Annotated in this window: 13 protein-coding genes; all 13 read right to left on the bottom strand. The window is 68.5% G+C overall.

Features of this window, described 5'->3' with window-relative positions:
* Positions 1-177: 177 nt before the first annotated feature.
* Positions 178-2,379, bottom strand: a complete 2,202-nt coding sequence (gene gspD, locus V3B64_RS12985) for a type II secretion system secretin GspD (protein ID WP_197615374.1) — start codon at positions 2,377-2,379, stop codon at positions 178-180.
* 9 nt (positions 2,380-2,388) lie between these two features.
* Complete coding sequence (locus tag V3B64_RS12980; RefSeq protein WP_329914239.1) at positions 2,389-3,183, bottom strand: hypothetical protein; 795 nt, start codon at positions 3,181-3,183, stop codon at positions 2,389-2,391.
* The gene (gene gspM / locus V3B64_RS12975; RefSeq protein WP_228355349.1) at positions 3,173-3,886 is read right to left on the bottom strand and encodes a type II secretion system protein GspM; all 714 of its coding nucleotides are present in this window, start codon (positions 3,884-3,886) and stop codon (positions 3,173-3,175) included. Before gspM ends, V3B64_RS12980 begins: the two co-directional genes overlap by 11 nt.
* Positions 3,867-5,012: a PilN domain-containing protein gene (locus V3B64_RS12970; RefSeq protein WP_032130128.1), complete on the bottom strand. Its 1,146-nt coding sequence runs from the start codon at positions 5,010-5,012 to the stop codon at positions 3,867-3,869. Before V3B64_RS12970 ends, gspM begins: the two co-directional genes overlap by 20 nt.
* Positions 5,009-5,872: a general secretion pathway protein GspK gene (locus V3B64_RS12965; protein ID WP_279912728.1), complete on the bottom strand. Its 864-nt coding sequence runs from the start codon at positions 5,870-5,872 to the stop codon at positions 5,009-5,011. Before V3B64_RS12965 ends, V3B64_RS12970 begins: the two co-directional genes overlap by 4 nt.
* A complete protein-coding gene (locus V3B64_RS12960; RefSeq protein WP_032130130.1) occupies positions 5,869-6,501 on the bottom strand; it encodes a type II secretion system protein J in 633 nt (210 codons plus the stop codon). Before V3B64_RS12960 ends, V3B64_RS12965 begins: the two co-directional genes overlap by 4 nt.
* Complete coding sequence (locus V3B64_RS12955; RefSeq protein WP_032130131.1) at positions 6,498-6,917, bottom strand: prepilin-type N-terminal cleavage/methylation domain-containing protein; 420 nt, start codon at positions 6,915-6,917, stop codon at positions 6,498-6,500. The genes V3B64_RS12960 and V3B64_RS12955 overlap by 4 nt, the downstream gene beginning before the upstream one ends.
* The gene (locus V3B64_RS12950; protein ID WP_032130132.1) at positions 6,914-7,408 is read right to left on the bottom strand and encodes a GspH/FimT family pseudopilin; all 495 of its coding nucleotides are present in this window, start codon (positions 7,406-7,408) and stop codon (positions 6,914-6,916) included. Before V3B64_RS12950 ends, V3B64_RS12955 begins: the two co-directional genes overlap by 4 nt.
* A 6-nt stretch (positions 7,409-7,414) precedes the next feature.
* Positions 7,415-7,858 carry a type II secretion system major pseudopilin GspG gene (gene gspG, locus V3B64_RS12945; protein WP_004142831.1) on the bottom strand — a complete coding sequence of 148 codons (444 nt, stop codon included), beginning with the start codon at positions 7,856-7,858 and terminating at the stop codon, positions 7,415-7,417.
* A gap of 49 nt (positions 7,859-7,907) precedes the next feature.
* The gene (locus V3B64_RS12940) at positions 7,908-9,128 is read right to left on the bottom strand and encodes a type II secretion system F family protein (protein WP_032130133.1); all 1,221 of its coding nucleotides are present in this window, start codon (positions 9,126-9,128) and stop codon (positions 7,908-7,910) included.
* A 24-nt stretch (positions 9,129-9,152) separates the two neighbouring features.
* Complete coding sequence (gene gspE / locus V3B64_RS12935) at positions 9,153-10,877, bottom strand: type II secretion system ATPase GspE (RefSeq protein WP_197611143.1); 1,725 nt, start codon at positions 10,875-10,877, stop codon at positions 9,153-9,155.
* A 136-nt stretch (positions 10,878-11,013) separates the two neighbouring features.
* Positions 11,014-12,867, bottom strand: coding sequence for a S8 family peptidase (locus V3B64_RS12930; protein WP_110711003.1), 1,854 nt, complete (start codon positions 12,865-12,867; stop codon positions 11,014-11,016).
* A gap of 157 nt (positions 12,868-13,024) precedes the next feature.
* Positions 13,025-20,203, bottom strand: coding sequence for an ESPR-type extended signal peptide-containing protein (locus V3B64_RS12925; protein WP_329914238.1), 7,179 nt, complete (start codon positions 20,201-20,203; stop codon positions 13,025-13,027).
* Positions 20,204-20,594 lie beyond the last annotated feature (391 nt).

The raw sequence follows: 20,594 nt of genomic DNA, 5'->3' as shown, positions 1-20,594 counted from the left end.
GGGGCACTGTGGGTTTGCGGGGTGTGAGCCGCATGGATGCGGCGACCAAGCCTCCATGGACGGATTTACGGCGTCCCCGCAAACCCACAGTGCCCCGCCCCCCCTCAGTAAACCCGCTGTTGCCGTTGCTCCAGCTCTGGCCTCTGCGGGTGCCGGGCGCAGCCCGGCCGTAACCCCTTACTTCTTTGCGCGCGGCTGGTTCAGCGGTTCCATCGCGCGGAAGCGCTGGCTGTACTCGTCGGTCAGGGTGCGTGCCTCCTGCCCGTTGCGCACGATGCTCGGCGTCAGCAGCACGATCACCTCTGAACGGCGGCTGGTGCGGCTCTTCTGCCCGAACAGTGCGCCCACCACCGGAATCCGGCTCAGGCCGGGGATGCCGCTGCTGCCATCGGTGCCCGTGTCGGTGATCAGGCCGGCCAGCATGATGGTGTCGCCGCTCTGCACCGCCGCTTCGGTCGACAGCTTCTTGGTGGAAATCCGCGGGTTGCAGTTGCGCTCGGTCGGGTTGCAGTTCTCCGGCACGTTCGAGGCGCTGCTCACTTCCTGCACGATGTCGAGGAATACCGTGCCGTCGCGGGTGACACGCGGGCGTACCTTCAGGATCACGCCGGTGTCGATGTACTGCACCGAGCTGTAGCTGCTGGTGCCGATACCGGTGTTCACCGTGGTGGTATTGATCGGCACCTTGTCACCCACGTTGAGCGTGGCCTCGGCGTTGTTGCGCACGAACACCGAGGGGGTCTGCAGCAGGCGCACATCGGTGACCTTGTCCAGCGCGCTCACCACCGCCGCGCCATTGTGGCCGGTGAACGCCCAGCCCAGGCCTTCGCCACCGGTCGCGGCACCGGCGAAGCTGCTCCAGGAACCGCCGGCGGCGGCCGGCAGGGTCACGCCGGCCAATGCGCCGGTCAGCGCGCGCCCGGCCACCGCGTTGTCGAAGAACCAGTTCACGCCGTACTTCAGGTCCCCCTCCAGTGCGACCTCGGCCACCTGCGCTTCGATATGCACCTGCAGCGGCATCACGTCCAGCTTCTCGATCACTTCGCGGATCGAACGCCAGGCCTGTGGGGTCGAGCGCACCAGCAGGGTGTTGGTTTCCTCCACCGCCGACACGCCCACGCGATCGCCTTCCACTTCCAGGCTGACGCTGACATTGCCGGACTGGCGCTGCGGCAGGTTCATGCTGCCGTTGCCGGTGCCACTGGAGCCACTGCCCGGCGTCGAACCGAAATTGCTGCTGTTGTTGCTGTCCATGCCACGCTCACCGTCGCTGCCCAGCTGCGACGGCATTGCACCCGGTGCCAGCGAGGCCGGGCTGGAGCCGCCGCGATTGCCGCTGCTGGCGAAGGCTTCACTGAGGCGTTCGGCCAGATCGCGCGCCTTGATGTAGCGCAGCTCATAGGAGAACAGGCGGGCGCTGCCACCGGCGGTATCGATGCGGTCCAGCCACTGCTGGATCTGGTCCAGGTAACGCACCTGCGGGGTGATCACCAGCACCGCGTTGGCGTTTTCCAGCGGCAGGAAGCGGAACATGCCGGCGCTGGGCGTCTTGCTCTCCTCGCCGAACACCTTCTCCAGGTCGGCGGCCACCTGCTCGGCCTTGCCGGACTGGATCGGGAACACGCCCACCGACATGCCCGACAGCCAGTCGACATCGAAGATCTCGACGGTGCGCATGTAGTTTTCCAGCTCGGCGCGGGTACCGCCCAGGGTGATCACGTTGCGGCCGCTGTCGACGTTGACGATGGCGTTGGGGCGCGCGTACGGCTCCAGCACCTTCTTCATTTCAGTTGCCGAGATGAACTGCAGCGGGATCACCCGTACCTCGAAGCCACGCGCACTGGCTGCCGGCGCCGTGCTCGGCGCGACAGTGCCGGCCAATGCCTGATCGGCGGCGACGATGTTGTAGCGGCCGCCGCTGTAGACCATGCGGGCATTGTTCCAGCCCAGCACCATCTCCAGCAGGTTCAACGCCTGCGCCGGCGACACCGGCTTGGGCGTGGCCAGGGTGACTGTGCCCTGCACCCCCGGTGCGATCACGTAGTTCTGGCCCAGCATGTCACCGAGGATGGCCTTGACCACCGCATGCACCGATTCGCCTTCGAAATTGAAGGTTGCTTCACCGGTGCTGGCGCCATGCAGTGCCGGAGCCGGTGCGCGTGCTGCTTCGCGGTTGATCATGGTGCCGGTGCCACGGCGGATCACCGCCTGCGGAGCGCCCTGGGCGTCACGGGCAGCATCAGCGGCGACTTCGGCCGCCTGGCCGGCCTCGGCAGTAGGCGACAGATTGCCCTTGCGCTGCACATGCGGTGCGGACACGGTGCTGCAGCCGACCAGCAGCGCGAGGGCAAAGGACCAGGGAAGGAAACGCAGGCTCATGCATTCACTCTATCGGTTGGTGCCATCGCCCGGGGGCGGCGACGGTTGTTGCTGCTGTTGTTGTTGCTGCAGCTGGCGGCGACGGGCCTGGATGCGTTCGCGGATGGCCTGCATCTGCGCTTCGCTGGGGCCGTTGTTGTTGGCAGGCGGTGTGGCGGCCGCCGCAGCCGAGGATGCCGGCGCACTGCCAGCAGGCGACGGCGATGCGGTTGCCGCAGCCGGCGGCGGTGCCGGCGGAGCGCCTGCCGGGGGCGGCACAACGATCGCACCGGCCGGTGGCGCACCGTTGGCGCCGCGCAGCACGGTCGGCGGTTCACCCCCCTGCCCGTTGAATACCGCCAGTTCCAGCACCTGGTTGCCACCGGGGCCGATCACGGTGGCTCGGCGCGGCTGCAGTGCGACCAGCTGCCAGCCGTCGACGGCTTCACCGTTGAGGCGCAGGCGCAGCGAGCGGTTCTGTTCGGTGGTGAAGGTGGCCATGCCGAAGCCGCCGGTCAGCAGCACGCCGGTCAGGCGCAGCGCGGCGCTGGCGGCGGGCTCGCTGCCGCCGAGCAGGTAGGGCTTCGGCCTGCGGTCCTCGGCGAACAGCGGTCGCTCGCCGATCGCGCTGTAGCTGTCGGCGCTGGCCATGCGTTCTGCGGCCAACGGCGGCAGCACCGGCAACGAAGGCACCGCATCGGCATCACCGTCCGCACCTGGCAGCTGGCTGCCCAGACCGAAGCCGGTGGCCAGCCAGACCGCGGCCGCCCAGCCGGCCAGTGCCAGCAGGAAGCCGGTGCGCAGGCTGATCTGCTCAAGCTTCATCGGCCACCTCCTGCCCTTCTTCCGGCGCAGCCGGTGCGGCGGCCGGTGCAGGTGTGGCCGAAGGCGGTTGCGGCGCCGCGCCCGGTTCGGCCGCAGGTGCCGGCGCAGCGCCATCGGCCGCAGCACCGGGCAGCAGGTAACCGGCCAGTTCGAACGACACGTCCAGGCCGAGCCCGGACTCGTTGGGCGACTGCTGGAAGCGCTGCGCGATCAGGTTGAGGTTGTCGACGAACAGGCGCGGGCTGCCGGTTTCCAGGCTGTGCAGCACCGTGGCCAGTTCGGCCACACCGCAACGCAGGCGCACCTGCATGGCCACGCGCACGAATTCGGCGTCACGGCGGTTGTCGGTCAGTGGCGTGCGGTTGCTGATGGTGCAGCTGCGGTTGCCCGGGCTGGCCATCGCCACCGCATCCTGCAGCTTCGCGCCCAGCGCAGCGGCCGCAGCTTCGGCGGTGGCTTCGCGCAGGAAGCCCGGCCGCTGCTGCAGTGCCTCTCGGGTGGCGCGCAGGCGCTGTTCGATCTGCGGCTGCTGCTGCAGCTGCGCCTGCACGCGCTGCTCGCGCTCGCGCAGGGCGGCCACGTCGGCGTCGATTTCGCGCAGTGGCTGGGTGAACCAGGGGTGCACCAGCAGCAGGTAGGCCAGGCCCAGCACTGCCAGCAGCAGCGCCAGTGCCAGCCAGCGGTCACGGCGTGCGCTTGGCATCGGCATCGGCCGCCTCCCGGGTCGGGGCCGCAGCCGGCAACGGCTGCAGTTCGGCGGTCATGGTGAAGCGGTCACGGCCACTGGCGGCGCCATCGGCCTGCAGTACGCCGGTCAGATTGACCTTGCGCCACTGCGGTGCGTCCTGCAGCAGCTGCACCAGCTGCGAGGCCTCGCGGCTCAGGCCGATCAGCTGCAGGTTGTTGTTCTCGATGGCCAGCTTTTCCAGGTAGGTGCCCTCCGGCAGGCGCCGGGTCAGTTCATTCCAGATTTCCACCGTTCCGGCGCGCTGGCTGCGCTGCTTTTCCAGGAACGCTGCACCATCGATCAGCGCCTGCAGCTGCGCGCGTTCGCTGGCGACACCACGCGCACTGCGTGCGCTGCGCTCGACCTGCGCACGCAGTTCGTCGGCGGCGGCGCGGCGGTTGTCGAGCAGCTGCAGGGCCGCCAGCACCAGCATCACCAGCGCGGCCACGGCCAGCAGCACATTCCAGCGCCGCGTCGGGTCTGCCCGCAGCTGGCGCTGCCCCGGTGGCAGCAGATTCACCTGCAGGGGTTCACCCTCGGTGTCGATGGCATCGACACCGGCCAGTGCATCGGCCCATTCGCCTACGCTGGCCCGCCACGCCTCAAGCTGGCGCAGTGGCCAGGCGATCAGTTCGACCTGCAGCTGGCCCTCGGCGGCGCCCCCGAGTTCACGCACGTCATAGCTGACCTGGCTGGATTCGAACGGCGTCTGGCGGTCGATCTCGAAACCGACCACGGCGCGCAGCCGGTCGGCCGCAGCCGCAGGCAGGCGCAGATGACGACGCAGCACCTCGCTGGCCGGCAGCAGCCACACCCGCGGCAGGCTGCGCAGTCGCGGTTCCAGCACGCGGTCCAGTTCGGCCGGCGACAGCGGCCATGGCACGCTGGCAACTGCTTCGCGGCGTTCTCCGGCCTCTCGCCAGACCTGCAGCTGCTCACCCTGGCGCTGCAGCAGCAGGCGCGCCTGTGCCCAGCCCAGTGCCCACTGCCAACGTGCCGGCACCCAGGCCAGCAGCGACTGCCGCCACCAGCGCAGGAAACGGCCGGCGCCAGGGCCGATCCGGCCCTGCACCTGCCGCACACTGTCCTGCCATGCCGTCATCTTGCTGTCATTCCCTGCTCCCAGCGAAGCACTGTGTAGGACCGCCCGGGAACCCCGCCCGAGCCATTGCGTACCACTGCCTGCAACACCGACCGGCGTCCACTGCCGTCGGTTGCACGAGACTCGATACTATAGGTGCCGCTGCTGCTGGCAAGCGTTGTCGCACCGCCAGCGGTATCTGCGTCACGCTCCTGCTGTGCGCGCTGCGCCAGCACGGTATCCGCATCCAGGCCCAGTGCGGTCAGCACCGGCGCGCTGGCGAACTGGGGATCCGGGCGTGCCTGGCGGCTGTACAGGGTCAGGTGCGGCAGCATGGCCTTGTACAGCGGGCCGCGCACTCCCAGTACCCGCTGCAGTTCACCGAGCGTCTCGAAACGCTTGTTGCGTGGGCCATACGGCAACCCCGCCGCCGCATAGTCCGGGGCTTCGGCACCGCCGCCCGGCTGCAGCAGACTGTCTTCATCACGCCAGTCGACAATGGCACCGGCCAGCTGCCGGGCTGCCCCTTCGTCTTCGCCGAGCGCCTTGAGGAACGCGGTCAGCAAGGTCACGTCGGCCAGGTTCAGGTTGATCTTGCCGTTCTCGTCCAGCACCTTGATCTCGATGCTGGCGTCATCGAACTGCCAGCGGTAGGTTCGGCCATCAGCGCGCCAGGGCGCCCGCAGCGGATCGGCGGACAGGCGCAGCAGCGCGTACTCCAGGCCGGCGCGCGCCCGTTCCTGGCCGCGTGCATCGTCATCCAGCACCCGCTGCTGCAGATGCTCGACCCGTGCGCTCAGCGCGAATGCACCGACCAGCGCGGTCATCAATGCGATCAACCACAGCACCAGTACCAGTGCCGCACCGTGTTGCCGGTTCATCGCGCGCCTCCGCTGCCACCGTTACGCGGCGCCACCACCAGCGTCGGCCAGGGCGCGCCCCTGGCCGGGACGATCTTGATCTCCACCAGCATCGGCAGGCGGCGGGTATCGTCCCAGCGCGGCATCCAGTCGCTCACCTGGCCGGTACTGGCATCGATGCCGCGATAGCGAAGTTGTACCGACTTCAGGTTTTCCACCAGCACTTCCGGCGGGCGCGGCGGGTTCTCGGCGATGCGCTCGCCTTCCTGCAGCAGCACCAGGTCCAGCAGCAGGCGCTGCTGGCCATCGCGGCCGTCCACCTGCAGCGCGTGCAGGTAGGGTCCGCCGCGGCCGAGGTAGCCCGGCAGATCGGCGGCGAACAACATGCGCTGCTCTTCGCCCTGGAAGAAGATCGGTTCACGGGTGGGATCGGGTACTTCCAGCGGCGTGCGCAGCGCACCGGCCAGCTGCCGCCGCAACAGCGACTGCACCGCGCGCATGCGCTCACTCTCGGCCGCGATCTGCTCGCCACGCTGACTGACCGCCATTGCCGAGCGGACGCTGGCGAACGCCAGCGCCAGGCCACCGGCCAGCAGCACCGTGGCCAGCATCACTTCAACCAGCGTGAAACCCGCGGCGCGGCGCTTCATCGCGCGCTCTCCAGGTCCGGCGGCAGCAGGCGCAGGCTGCGCCAGCGCAGCTGCTCGCGTTCGCTGTCTCCCCAACGCACCTGCAGCTGCAGTTCGGCCAGCCAGGGGGCACCGGCCGACTGTGACTGCACAGCGTTGCCGGCACGTGGCTCCACCCACGGCTGCACCTGCAGCTCCCAGTGGTAGCGTCCCTGTTCCCAGTCGCCCTGCTGGCTACCCACCTGCAGTGGCGTGGCGACACCGGTTTCGGCCAGCAGCGACTGCGCATGCAGTATCGCGCGCGTGCGCAGCTCGGCCTCGCGCACCTGCCTGGCACCACCGGACAGACTGCCCAGCAGCAGGGTCAGCGCCAGCCCGAGCAGGGCAAAGGCGATGATCACTTCCAGCAGGGTGAAGCCGCGAACGTGCCGCTTCATTGTGCCCGCCAGGGGCCGGAGCGGACCTCACCGGTCAGCCAGCCCACGTCGATGCGCCATTCGGCATCGTCACGCTGCAGCCGGATGCGGCCACCGCTGGAGCCACCATCGGGATGGAACTCGATCACGCCCTGCCCTGGCGCGGTGGCCAGCTGCGCGGCGCCTTCGAACTGCACCTGCAGCTGTGCCGGCACGTCACCATGGCGCTGGTTGGCACCTTCCCAGCGCCGCTTTGCCGGTTCGATGACAAAGCGCTGCGGCTCGCCGCGGGCGATCGCCTGCGCGCGTACCACCCGCAGCTGGTTGGCGATGTCCTTGCCGGCGCTGCGCAGCTGCATGCCGGCGAAGCCGCGCGACAGGCCGGCGGCGGTAATCAGGCCGATCGCTGCGATCAGCGCGATCACCAGCAGCATTTCCAGCAGCGACAGGCCCGCTGCGCGCCTGCCGTGCAGGCGCGGGCGAGGCAGCCGGCGCGGCAGGAAATACGTCATGCAGGATTACGGCTGGTAGCGGATGTCGGCATCGACGCTGCTGCCGCCGGCCTTGCCATCCTTGCCGAGGCTGATCAGCTCGTACGGCTGGCCTTCGCCCGGCGCACGGTACTCCAGCGCGTGCCCCCACGGGTCGTTCAGGTCAGCCGGCTTGGCATACGGCCCCAGCCAGCCACCAACACCCGCCGGTGCGGTCACCAGATCGTTGAGCGAGCCGGGCAGCTTGCCGGTATCGATCTGGTAGTTGTCGACCTTGGACGCAACGGTCTGCACCTGCGCCTTGGCGATGTTGGCCTTGCCGCGATCGGCGCCGCCCAGCACGCGGCTGGCGACCAGGGTCAGCACCGCACCGATCAGCACGATGACGATGATGATTTCCAGCAGGCTCATGCCCGACTGGTTGCGCGCGGCGGTGAAGGAAAGGCGGATCGGTCGACGGGAAGCAATCATGGTCGGTCCTTTCAGTTGCGGAGTGTCGGGGTTGCGTAGGGATCCATCGTCAACCGATGGCATTGGTCAGGTCGTACAGCGGTACCAGCACGGCAACGATCACCGCACCGACCACCGAGGCCAGCACCAGGGTGATCGCCGGCACCATCGCCGCCAGCAGGCGGTCGATGCGCCGGGCGCTGTCCTGTTCGAAGGTATCGGCCGCTTTCAGCAGCATGGTATCGAGTGCACCGGATTCCTCGCCGACCTGGATCATCTGCAGCGCCAGGCGCGGGAAACGCTTGCCGCGCGACAGCGCCAGCGACAGGCCGGTACCATTTTTCACTTCATCCGCGGCGGCTTCCACATCGGCGGCCAGCGCGCGGTTGCCCAGCACGTTGCGGGCGATGCCCAAGGCACCCAGCAGCGGCACGCCATTGCGCAGCAGCGTGCCCAGCGTGCGGGCCAGCCGCGCGGTTTCCAGTTCGCCGAGCAGGCGGCCGATGCCGCGACGCTGCAGCAGCCAGCCATCCAGCGCCAGCCGGAAGGCTGGTTGCCGCGCCTTGCGTTCGAAGAACAGCGCGAGTATCCCTGGCACCACCAGCAGCAACACCCACCAGTCGCGCACGAACAGACCCAGCTGCAGCACCGCGTTGGTGAACCACGGCAGCGCCACATCCAGGCTTTCGTACATCTGCGCGAACTGCGGCACCACGTAGCCGAGCAGGAACAGCAGCGCGCCACCCACCACCACCAGCAGGATGGCCGGGTACACCAGCGCGTTGATCACCTTGCCCTGCAACGCGCGGCTGCGTTCGAGGTAGTCGGCCAGGCGCTGCAGGGTTTCGTGCAGGCTGCCGCCGGCTTCACCGGCCCGCACCATGTTCACGTACAGGCGCGAGAACAACCCATGCTGGCGCTCCAGTGCGGTCGACAGCGGCGCGCCACCGCGCACCACATCGCGGATGTCGGTGATCGCGCGGCGCGAGCGTTCGTCTTCGGGCAACCCGAGCAGGATCGACAGCGCGCGATCCAGCGGCTGGCCTGCACCGAGCAGTGTCGCCAGCTGCTGGGTGAACTGCAGCAATGCAGCGCCCTGCAGCGGCCGTTGGCGGAACAGGTTGCGCCAGGTACTGCCACCGATCGCACCGCCATCTGCCAGCTGGGTCTCCATCGGCAGATGGCCCTGGTCCTGCAGGCGCGCGACCAGCTCGGCCTCGCTTGCCGCTTCCATCTGCCCGTCGAAGATCTCGCCGTGCGGATTCAGTGCCTTGTAACGGTAGGTCGGCATGTCAGCCCCGGCGTCCTGCGCGCATCAGCTTTCCTCGGTGACACGCAGCACTTCCTCGATGGTCGTCTGACCACTGAGGGCCTTGGACAGACCATCTTCGTACATCGTGCGCATACCGGCTTCGCGGGCAATGCGTTCGATCTCGCCCATGCCGTCGCGGCGCATCACCGCGCGCCGCAGCGCGTCGTTCATCACCAGGAATTCCATGATGGTGGTCCGGCCGAGGTAACCGGTCGGCGCCAGCGCGGAGGGCTTCGGGCGGTACAGGTGGATCGGTCCTTCCGGCTGCAGGCGGCGCAGCTCGAAGCGTTCGATCTCTTCCGGCGAGGCTTCATAGCGCTCGGCATGGGTCGGCTCCAGCCGACGCACCAGGCGCTGGGCCAGGATGCCGTTGATGGTGGAGGTGAGCAGGTAGTCTTCCACGCCCATGTCGAGCAGGCGGGTGATGCCGCCGGCTGCGTTGTTGGTATGCAGGGTGGACAGCACCAGGTGGCCGGTCAGCGCCGACTGGATCGCGATGCGCGCGGTTTCCAGGTCGCGCATTTCGCCGATCATGATGATGTCCGGGTCCTGGCGCACGATGCTGCGCAGGGCGTTGGCGAAGTCCAGGCCGATCTGCGGCTTGGCCTGGATCTGGTTGATGCCTTCGATCTGGTATTCCACCGGGTCTTCGACCGTGATGATCTTGACGTCGGCAGTGTTCAGCTGGCTCAGCGCGGTGTACAGCGTGGTGGTCTTGCCTGAACCGGTCGGGCCGGTCACCAGCAGGATGCCGTGCGGCTGTTCCAGCACCTTGCGGAACTGCGGCAGGAAGGCGTCAGTGAAACCGAGACGATGGAAATCGAACACCACCGTTTCGCGGTCCAGCAATCGCATCACCACGCTTTCGCCGTGCGCGGTCGGCACCGTGCTCACGCGCAGGTCCAGCTCCTTGCCCTGCACGCGCAGCATGATGCGGCCGTCCTGCGGCAGGCGGCGCTCGGCGATGTTGAGCCGGGCCATGATCTTGATGCGGCTGATCACCGCAGCAGTGAGGTTGGCCGGCGGGCTTTCGCCTTCCACCAGCACGCCATCGACGCGGTAACGCACCTTCAACCGGCTTTCGAACGGTTCGACATGGATGTCCGAAGCGCGCAGCTCCACTGCACGCTGGATCACCAGGTTGACCAGGCGGATCACCGGCGCTTCCGAGGCGAGGTCACGCAGATGCTCGATGTCATCGACCGCACCGCCCTCGCCATCGGCGGTTTCGACGATCGCGCCCATCGCGCTGCGGCCCTGCCCGAACCAGCGTTCGACCAGGTCATCAATTTCTGCGCGCATGCCCAGCACCGGTGTCACCGGTACACCCAGTGCCAGCTGCACGGCCTGCTGCGGATAAGGATCATGGGCATCGGCCAGCCACAGTCGGACCCCGTGTTCATCCAGCGCGAGCGGGCAGACATGGAACTGCTTGAGGAAGCGCAGCGACAACGGCAAGCCTTCCGCCAGCCCTTGTGGCGGTGCTTCCGGCAGCTGTTTGCCTTCCAGCAGCGGCAGCCCCAGCACTTCGGCGCTGGCCTGGGCCTGGTCACGCTCGGAGACCAGCCCCAGCCGCACCAGCAGGCCCAGCAGGCTGCCGCCGGCCTCTGCGTGCAGCGGCCGCGCACGTGCCAGATCGCCTTCCTTCAGCCGGCCGCGCGCCAGCAGCGCATCCAGGATGCGGCCTTCAGCGTCGTCGGCAGCGGCGGTAGCAGCAAGCGCGTTCACATGACTCTCCTGTCAATCGGCTCGACTTTAACAGTTAAGCCATGATTTCCGCCGCCCCTGCGCCACCTTTCGTAAAAAGACGAAGCCCGTCACATGGGATGACGGGCTTCGGCCATTCAACTACGACAGTTCAAGCTTACTGCGTGGCGAGAATGCTCACCCCGTTGTAGGCCGCTTCACCCACCACCTTGATGTAGTAGGTGGCCGCCACCGGCTTGGTCACCCGCACCGTCTCGGAGGTGCCCGGACGGGTCGACTTGGCGTCGTTGTCGCTGGCACTGGGCTCACGGCCTTCAGCCACGTAGACCGAAACGTTGCCGGTGCCACCGTAGGTGATCACGCTGAACTGCTTGCCGGCAGCCGCTTCGAAGCTGTAGAGCTTGCTGCTGCCGGCCGCACCGGACAGGCCACCGACGGCGGCCTTGTTGGTCAGCGGCGTGGCCACCGGCCCGCAGTTCTCGGTGCACGGTTCTTCCAGTGCCTTGGCCAGCGCGGCCTTGGCATCGAGGATGCCGGTACCGATCGGGGTGGCTGCCGGGATGGCGACCGGGAACGGACGTGCGGTTTCCTTCAGCAGGGTACGCATCGCGGCCGGGGTCAACGGATCCTTGCCCTTGGCGATCAGTGCGCTCTGCACCAGTGCAGCAACGGCGGCCACATGCGGCGAGGCCATCGAGGTACCGCCCATGCCCATGTAGCCCGGCGTGCCCGATTCCGGCGTGGTGGCCGCATTGGAGCCGGTCTGCCAGATGTAGCCACCCGGGTTGCCGTCGACACTGCCGCCGCCACCCGGACCGGACAGGTCCACGCGGGTGCCATAGTTTGAGTAGTAGGTGATGCCACCGGTGATGCGCGTGGCACCCACGGTCACCACGCCTTCGCAGCTGGCCGGACGGTACTTGGACGCGTTGTCGGTCTCATTGCCGGCCGCCACCACCACCGTGGTACCGCGCGAGATGGCGCCGTTGATGGCGTCCTGGTAGGTGCTGCCGCAGGCGCCGCTGCCGCCCAGGCTCATGTTGATGATCTCGGCCGGGTTGGTGTTGGCCGGGATGCCGGTCACCGTGCCACCCGATGCCCAGACCACCGCGTCGGCGATGTCGGACAGGTAGCCGCCGCACTTGCCCAGCACGCGCACCGGCAGCACCTTGGCCTTGTAGGCGACACCGGCCATGCCGACGCCGTTGTTGGTCTGCTCGGCCACGGTGCCGGCGACGTGGGTGCCGTGCCAGGAACTGTCCTCGGCCAGCGAGCCGTCATAGCACTCGTTGTCGTTCTCGACCCAGTCACCGTAGTCCTGCGCACCCGGCACACGATCGTTGGTCGGGCGCCGCGAGGTCTCCGCATCGCTGATGAAGTCGTAACCCTCCAGCAGGTTGCCGACCAGGTCCGGATGCTGCGGCAGAATGCCGGTATCGATAACCGCCACCACGATGCCCTCACCCTGCGAGACATCCCATGCCGCCGGTGCGTTGATGCCGCCGACGGCGTTGTGCAGGTGCCACTGGTTCTGCTGGTAGAAGGGATCGTTCGGCACCAGCGCCGGCTGTACGTTGCCGGCACGCAGTTCGGTGCGGCGCAGCTTCACGTCGGCTTCGGCGTACTGCACCGACGGGTCGGCCTGCAGTTCCTTCAGCACACGCTGCAGTTCGGCCGGGGCCAGGCGGCCCTGCACGCGGATCAGGTCCGCACCGGTAGCGAGCTTGCGTACCACTTGCGGGCCGAGGGTACTGGCACGTGAGGTACCGCCGGAGAGGCTGGCCCGGGTCAGCGCCGACTGCACGGTGGACAGCTTCGCCGAGCGGTCGGTGGCGGCGGCAGCGCCGGCCCGGTACTTGACGATGATGCGCTCGGCGCCCGGCTGGGCGGTGCTGGCCTGGCGCACCGGTTCGCGGGTCGGCAGGCCGGCGGCGTGGACGGCACCGACGGCCGTCATCGACAGCACGGCGGCGGCAAGCACATTGATGCGAAGGTTCTGCTTCTTGATCACGTCGAATTCCTCTTCTGGGTCATGGATCGAACCAACACTGCGGCCATCATTCCTTGACGACTCCCGGCCGGCCCAGCCGGGATTGCCGTGACCTCCCCCCAGGCCCTCACTGCAGGTGCTGCGCCGGCGTGGGTGGCCGCCGGCGCGATGGAGTGGCTTACCAGCCGAAGCCGGCACCGACGCCAACCGAGCTGTCGTCGCTGCTGAAAGCACCGCCGAAGGTCACCGTGGCGCGATCGCTGATCGCACGCTGGTAGCCCAGCGACAACGCCGACTCGCCGCCCTGGAAACCAATGCCGACGCCGACCCGGTTCTGGGTGCGGATACCGGCGGCACTGGTGGCCATGTTGAGCATCGCCGCGCTCATCGCACCCTGGCGGTCGATGCGGCGATCCATGTGGCGCAGGCGTCCGTCGATCTCGCCCTTGAACACATCGAAGCTGTCGGCGACAGCCTGGACGCGGCTGTCGGTGTAGCTGTTGGCCGTGGCCATGCCACGGTCGAGCTGGCCCTTGTTGACCGCATCGGTGGCCGTAGTACCCGCCGCCACATTGGTGACCTGGCGCTCGTTGCCTTCACTGCCCACCGAGACCGTGTTGGCACGATCGGCAACCGAGCCCTGGCCCAGCGCCACCGCGTTCGCCGCGGTGGCATTGGCGCCCTGGCCGATGGCCGTGGACGAAGCGCCACTGGCGACGGCGCCCTCGCCCATGGCGACGGCATTGAAGCCCGTCGCGGGAGTGCCAACCGGAATCCCGGCACCGGCGGCAGCAGCGGTCGGCGTGCCCTGCACACGCGCGGTGCTGGCCGGTGCCGCGTCGGCCGTTGCAGGTGCATCAGCGGTGCTTGCCAGCGGGCTCTCATCCAGCGAGGCACTCATCGCGCGCAGGTTGGCAGTCCCGGCACGCGAGCCACCGGCGGTTCTGCGGTCGATCTCGCTGACCTTGCGGTCCAGCGCGCCGAGCGCATCGCCGACGTTGCTGTAGGTGGCGCCCTGGATCACGTAGTTCGGAGCCACGAACACCCCCTGCATGCCGACGCTGGCACCACCGCCGAGGAAGCTGGCGGCATCGCTGAGCGACTGGAACAGCTGGCCGCCGTTGATCGCCTGGCGACTGCCCGCAGCAATGCTGCCGGCACCGACGTTGTCGATGGTGGTGCCCTGGAAACCGGACAGGGTCAGGCGGTCACGGCTGGCGTCGTCGTAGCTGACCGCGCTGGCCGCGGTGGTTTCCACGGTGGCGATGCGCGAATCGAAATCGCCCACGCGCGTTTCCACCGCGCCCACCCGCTGGTTGGTGACGTTGAGCTGGGAGCCGGTGATGGCATCGCTGCTGCCGGCGGCGATGCGGCCATCGGCCACATTGACGATGCGGCGCGTGGCTGGACCCTCGGTGCCATTGCCACCGCCGACCGACACCACGTTGGCATCGAGCGCACGCGAGCCCGCACCCAGCGCCACCGAGTTGGCACCGGACGCGCCGGCACTGTTGCCCAGTGCAAGTGCACCGTTGCCGATCGCCATCGCGTTGGCGCCCAGCGCATTGCTGCGCGCGCCGCTGGCACTGGCCGCCGAACCGATCGCGGCGGCATCACTGCCGCTGGCGCTGGCAATACCTGCGCCGGTGGCCTTGACGTAACGTGCCGTGCCATCGGCAGTCGCTGCGACCGCATCAAGCTGGCCACGATTGACCGCATCGGTGCGCTCGGTACCGGCAGCGACGCGGGTGATCTGACGATCACTGGTACTGCTGCCCACCGACACGGTGTTGGCACGGTCGGCCACCGAGCCTGCGCCCAGTGCGATGCTGCCGGCCGCCGACGCGTTGGCACTGACACCCACCGCAGTGGCATTGGCGCCGGTGGCCTTGCTGCCGTAACCCACTGCAGTGCCAAGGCGACCACTGGCTTCGGCATAGCTGCCCAGCGCCGAAGCGCCGTCGGCCGAAGCATTGGCGCGGAAACCACTGGCCTGCGACTGGGTGCCGCTGGCCGTGGCCTGCGCGCCGCTGGCAGTGCTGTAAGCGCCCTTGGCCTGGGCGCCGGCGCCGGTAGCACTGGCGCCGAGTTCGCTGGCGCTGGCGCCACTGCCCACGGCTACGCTGTCGACACCAGCAGCCTGCGCCGCGTTGCCGAGCGCCGCCGCATTGTTGCCGGTGGCCAGCGCATCGAAGCCCACGGCCGTGGCATTGGCGGCCATGGCATTGGCACCACTGCCCAGCGCGGTGGCGCCGTTGCCGATGGCGTTGGCCGCGTTGCCGGCGGCCAGTGCGTTGTCACCGTCCACCAGGGCACCGGCCTCGCCATCGGCATTGCCGCTGGCCTGGAACTGCCGGCTGGTCTTGTCGGCGACGCTGGCGACTGCATCCAACTGGCCCTTGTTCACCGCATCGGTGGCTTCGGTACCGGCTGCGACATGGGTGACCTGGCGCTCACCGCCCGCCTTGCCGACGGCCACCGTGTTGTCACGGTCGGCCTTGGAGCCGGCACCGAGCGCGACGCTGTTGCTGCCATTGGCGGCGGCGTTGGCACCCAGCGCGGTGGCACTGCTGCCTGCCGCCCACGAATTCCAGCCAATGGCGGTCGCGTAGTCTTCGGTGGCCCATGCACCGGCGCCGAATGCCGCGGCACCGGTGCCACTGGCACGCGAGGGGATCAGGCCGAAGAAGGTGCTGCCACCGATCGCCACGCTTTCTTCGCCACTGGCTTCGCTGGACTGACCGACCGCTACTGCACCGGTACCGGCGGCGGCGGCACCGAAGCCGACCGCCGTGGTGTTGGCGCCACTGGCCGCCGAGCCGTAGCCCAACGCGGTGCCGAGGCGACCGCTGGCTTCGGCGTAGCCGCCGACAGCGGTAGTGCCATCGGCAGACGCGGCGCTGCGGAAGCCACTGGCCAGTGCCTGGGTGCCGCTGGCATTGGCTTCAGTGCCCGTGGCCGTGCTGTAGGCACCGCTGGCCTGCGCGCGCGCGCCGACCGCGCTTGCGCCCAGTTCACTGGCGCTGGCGCCGGTACCGAGCGCCAGGCTGTCTTCGCCGGTAGCCTGTGCCGTGCTGCCCAGGGCCGCCGCGTTGCTGCCGGTGGCCAGCGCATCGATGCCCACGGCCGTGGCGTTGGCGGCCAGCGCATTGGCACCACTGCCCAACGCGGTGGCACCGTTGCCGATCGCGTTGGCCGCGTCACCGGCCGCCAGCGCGTTATCGCCCTCCACCAGCGCCCCGGTTTCACCATCGGCATTGCCGCTGGCCTGGAACTGCCGGCTGGTCTTTTCCGCTGCCGCGGCTACGGCATCGAGCTGATTCCTGTTGACCGCATCATTGCCCTGCGTGCCATCGGCCACGTTGGTGATCTGGCGGGTGTTGCCACCGCCGCCCACCGACACGGTGTTGTCGCGATCCGCGATCGAATCGGCACCCAGCGCCACGCTGTTGGCGCCGCGCGATTCAGCGGCGTTACCCAGCGCGGTACTGTTGATGCCCCCCGACCAGGCGCCACCACCCACCGCGGTGGAGTAGTTGCCCGACGCTTCGGTAGCCAGCACGCCGAACAACGAGCCACCGACGGCGACGCTGTTGGTGCCGGTGGCCAGGCTGCCCTGGCCGGTGGCGGTGCTGTAGGCACCGGAGGCTTCCGAGTCGCCACCCACGGCCACGCTGTTGGATCCGGAGGCATTGGCAAAGTTGCCGAACGCGGTGGCATTGAAGGCCGAGGCCTGTGCATAGCCACCGATGGCGGTGCTGTAACCGCCGCTGGCTTCGGCACCGATACCGAAGGCCGCCGACGCCGTACCACTGGCTACGCTCTCGCTACCGACAGCGGTGGCCGCGTCACCACTGGCATTGCTGAAGTAGCCCACGGCCACGGCCTCTTCGCCGGACGCTTCGGACAGCACGCCATTGGCAGTGCTACCGGCGCCGCTGGCGATGCTGGCCGCACCGAACGCCGCGCTCTGCTCGCCGCTGGCTTCGCTTTCCGCGCCATGCGCGGTGGCGTACTCGCCCGTGGCCTGTGCGTTGGCACCAACAGCGCTGGCGTTGGCTGCGGTCGCCAACGCATTGAAGCCCAGCGCCTGTGCGTTGCTGGCCAGCGCGTTGGCGCCGCTACCCAGTGCGGTGGCGCCATTGCCGATGGCGTTGGCGGCATCACCGGCCGCCAGTGCGTTGTCACCTTCCACCAATGCACCGGCTACGTCGTCGCCGTTGCCGCTGGCCTGGAAGAAGCGGCTGGTGGTGGTGGCCGTGGTCGCCACCGCATCCAGCTGCGCCTTGTTCACCGCATCGGTGGCCTGGGTGCCGGCGGCGACGTTGGTGACCTGGCGTTCGTTGCCGGCGCTGCCCACCGACACCGTGCGCGCTCGGTTGGCGACCGAACCGGCACCCAGCGCGACCGTATTGCTGGCGCTGGCATTGCTGCCCGCACCCAGCGCGATCGCGCTTTCACCACCGGCTACCGTGTTGGTGCCGATGGCGATGCTGTTGATGCTGTTGCCCAGCGCCTGGAAGCCCAGCGCCACGCTGTTGTCGCCATAGCCGAAGGCACCACGGCCGACCGCTGTGGAGCTGGCGCCGTTGGCCCAGCTGTTGTAACCGATGGATGTTGCGCCGCTGCCACTGGCCCAGGCCGCGTTGCCGAACGCCGAGGCATTGGTGGCAGTGGCCCATGCACCCGAACCGAATGCTGCTGCGCCACTTGCAGTGGCCCAGCTGTATCCGCCTACTGCGGTGCTGTCATCGCTGCTGGCGAATGCGCTGTCGCCGACCGCAACCGCATAGCTGCCGGTGGCGCGCGACTTGCCGCCTGCGGCGAAGCTGTTGTCACCACTGGCCTTGGCCGCGTTGCCGAAAGCGCTGCTGGCAGCCCCGGTGGCCTGCGCACCGCTGCCGACTGCGGTGGCATCGGCAACAGCGGTGGTGCCCACCTGCTGCGCCGTGCCATCGGCACCGACGATCGGCTGGTTGAACTCGTCGTAGGCCTGGCCGAGGCCACCGATGGCGACACCGCCATTACCGGTGGCCGCGCTGTTGCGGCCCACGGCCACGCTGTCATCGCCGATGGCCGACGCGGCAGCACCATGTGCAATGGCACCTGCGCCGATCGCATTGCTCGACGAACCCACAGCGATGGAGCCTTCGCCATCAGCCAGTGCGCCAGCATCACTGCCCGCCTCCGGCTGTGCCTGGAAGAAACGCGCGGTGGTGTCGGCAGTGCCGGCCACGGCGTCGAGCTGGGCTTTGTTCACCGCATCGGTGGCTTCGCTGCCCGCAGCGACGCTGGTGATCTGCCGCTCGTTGCCGGCGCTGCCGACGGCCACGCTGTTGGCGCGCACCGCTTCGGAATTCGCGCCGAGTGCCACACTGTTCGCGCCGCGTGCGGTGGCGTAGTAACCCACGGCAGTGCTCTGCGCTCCGCTCGCCCAGGTCTGCGCGCCCAGGGCACTGGCGTTCTCGCCCGGTGCATAGGCGAAGTAGCCGACCGCGGTCGCTTCGGCGCCGGAGGCTTCGCTGAGGCTGCCGTTGGCCACGGCACGGTCGCCACTGGCGATGGCACCGGCACCGACGGCGGTGGCGGCTTCGCCACTGGCCTGGGTCTGCACGAAGAAGCCCAGGCCGGGGATCAGGTCAGCCGGGCCACCGATGGCAACGCTGCTGGTACCCGTCGCATTGCTCTGCGTACCCAGCGCGGTGGAGTAGTCACCGATGGCATTGGCCACGGCGCCGAAGGCCGACGCCTGCGCACCGGCCGCATAGGCGCCGACGCCGTAGGACGACGCCGCAAAACCACTGGCTTCGGCGCTGGCGCCGACCGCAGTGCCGCCGACGCCTGCGCTGGTTGCGCCGGTTTCCACCGGCACGCCGCCGCTGGTGATCAGCGGGTTGCCGTCGGCATCCACCGCAGCGCCACCCACGGCAACGCTGCCCGGACCGTTGGCCTGCGCGTTGTTGCCGAACGCGGCACTGTTCTGGCCCGAGGCCAGCGCGTTGTTGCCAACGGCGGTGGCGTTCTGCGCGACGGCGGTGGCGCCGGCACCGACTGCAGTGGTGCCGTTGCCGATGGCATTGGCGGCCTCGCCGGCCGCCAGCGCCTCGTCGCCCTCGGCCAGTGCACCGGCATCGCTGTTGCTGCTGCCGTTAGCCTGGAAGCGCTTGGCGGTGGCATCGGCCACGGCGGCAACGTCCTTCAGCTGACCGACATTGACTGCATCGTTGTCTTCGGTGCCTGCGGCCACGCTGGTGATCTGCCGGGTCAGGCCGTATTCGGCGGCACCAACGGACACGGTATCGACGCGGTCGGCCAGCGAGCCCGCGCCGAGCGCCACGCTGCCGGTGGCAACCGCAGCGGAATTCGAGCCCAGCGCGGTGCTGTATTCACCAACGGCGGTGCTGAATGCACCCACCGCAATCGACGCTTCGTTGGCGGCGGTAGCGCCGCGGCCCAATGCGGTGCTGCCCGGGCCCATCGCCACGGCACCGCCGCCAACAGCGGTGGCGCCATCGGCAGTCGCTTCGGACAGCGCACCCAGCGCGGTGGCCGCGCCGTTCTCGCTGGCGGCGGTCGCGCTTGCGCCAACCGCGGTGTCGCCGAGACCGAAGGCCGCAGCGCTCTGCCCGACCACCACGCTGGCATCGCCGATTGCCAAGGCGCCCTGGCCGAACGCGCTTGCGCCCAGGCCCGCGGCAATGGCCTGGGTACCGATGGCAGTGGTGGCATTGGCCAGCGACTGTGCGCCGGCACCGGCCGCGACTGCGCCCTGCCCGTCGATCTTCGCCGCGTCGCTGTCATCGCCTGCGCCATCGGCCTTGAAATAACGATTGCCGTCTGCGGCGACATCGGCCAGCGCGGCCTGCGTGGCGCGCGCCTGCGCGTCCAGCTGCGCCTTGTTCACCGCATCGGTGGCCTGGCTGCCTGCGGCAACATTGGTGATCTGCCGTTCCTTGCCGGTATCACCCACGGACACCGTGTTGGCACGCGTGGCCTTGGAGCCGGCGCCCAGCGCTACGCTGTTGGCCGCACTGGCGCTGCTGTTGCTGCCGATCGCCACCGCGTTGCTGCCCTTGGCCGTGGCCGAGCCTTCGATCAGGCACTTTTCGAGCAGCTTGCCGCTGAATGCCACGCAGGTGGCGCTGCCGCCGATCTGCACCGACTGTGCTGTGGCGATACCGCTCATGCCCAATCCCAATACCAGGCCCAGTGCCATCGCCAACCTTGCGGGCGCAGCCTGCGTTGCATCGCGGCGCTGGTCGACGACCCCGCCGCCGCTGTCGGAGGAGGCCAGTTCCGAGGCCACCACCAACTGACCCAATGCTTTGTTCCAGACCTTGCGATAAATCCGATTCATCGGTACGGCTCCTGATTGGACTGGTTTTGGGCAAAGCAACGCCACCGCTGGGCTTTCCGGCCCAACGTCCCCTGGGGGCGTTTATTCGCGTGATTTACTGCGGGGTATTGCCGAACGGCGCGCAGCGACAGAAAACCGAGCGCGTGCGCCAAGCGGTTACTGCGAAATGAATGATTCTGAAACGGGGTTCAAGTGTTAACGGCAACTTTGCAGATCGTCAAGACTTTGACACAGCAAATCCTATTGCCGTGAAGCACATCACTATTTCACGTGTTTATGAAATGATTTTGTTATGCATGCGTGACGATTCCTCGACGCATGAAAATGCATGTAACTAGCGGTCGCGACTGGAGTTTCAAGCGCGCAAAGAAAAACCCGCCGATCAACGGCG

The organism is Stenotrophomonas sp. SMYL86, from assembly GCF_036320025.1.
GTDB lineage: Bacteria > Pseudomonadota > Gammaproteobacteria > Xanthomonadales > Xanthomonadaceae > Stenotrophomonas > Stenotrophomonas maltophilia_A.
Note: the sequence above shows the minus strand (reverse complement) of the source record. Positions and strands in the feature narration are given on the sequence as shown.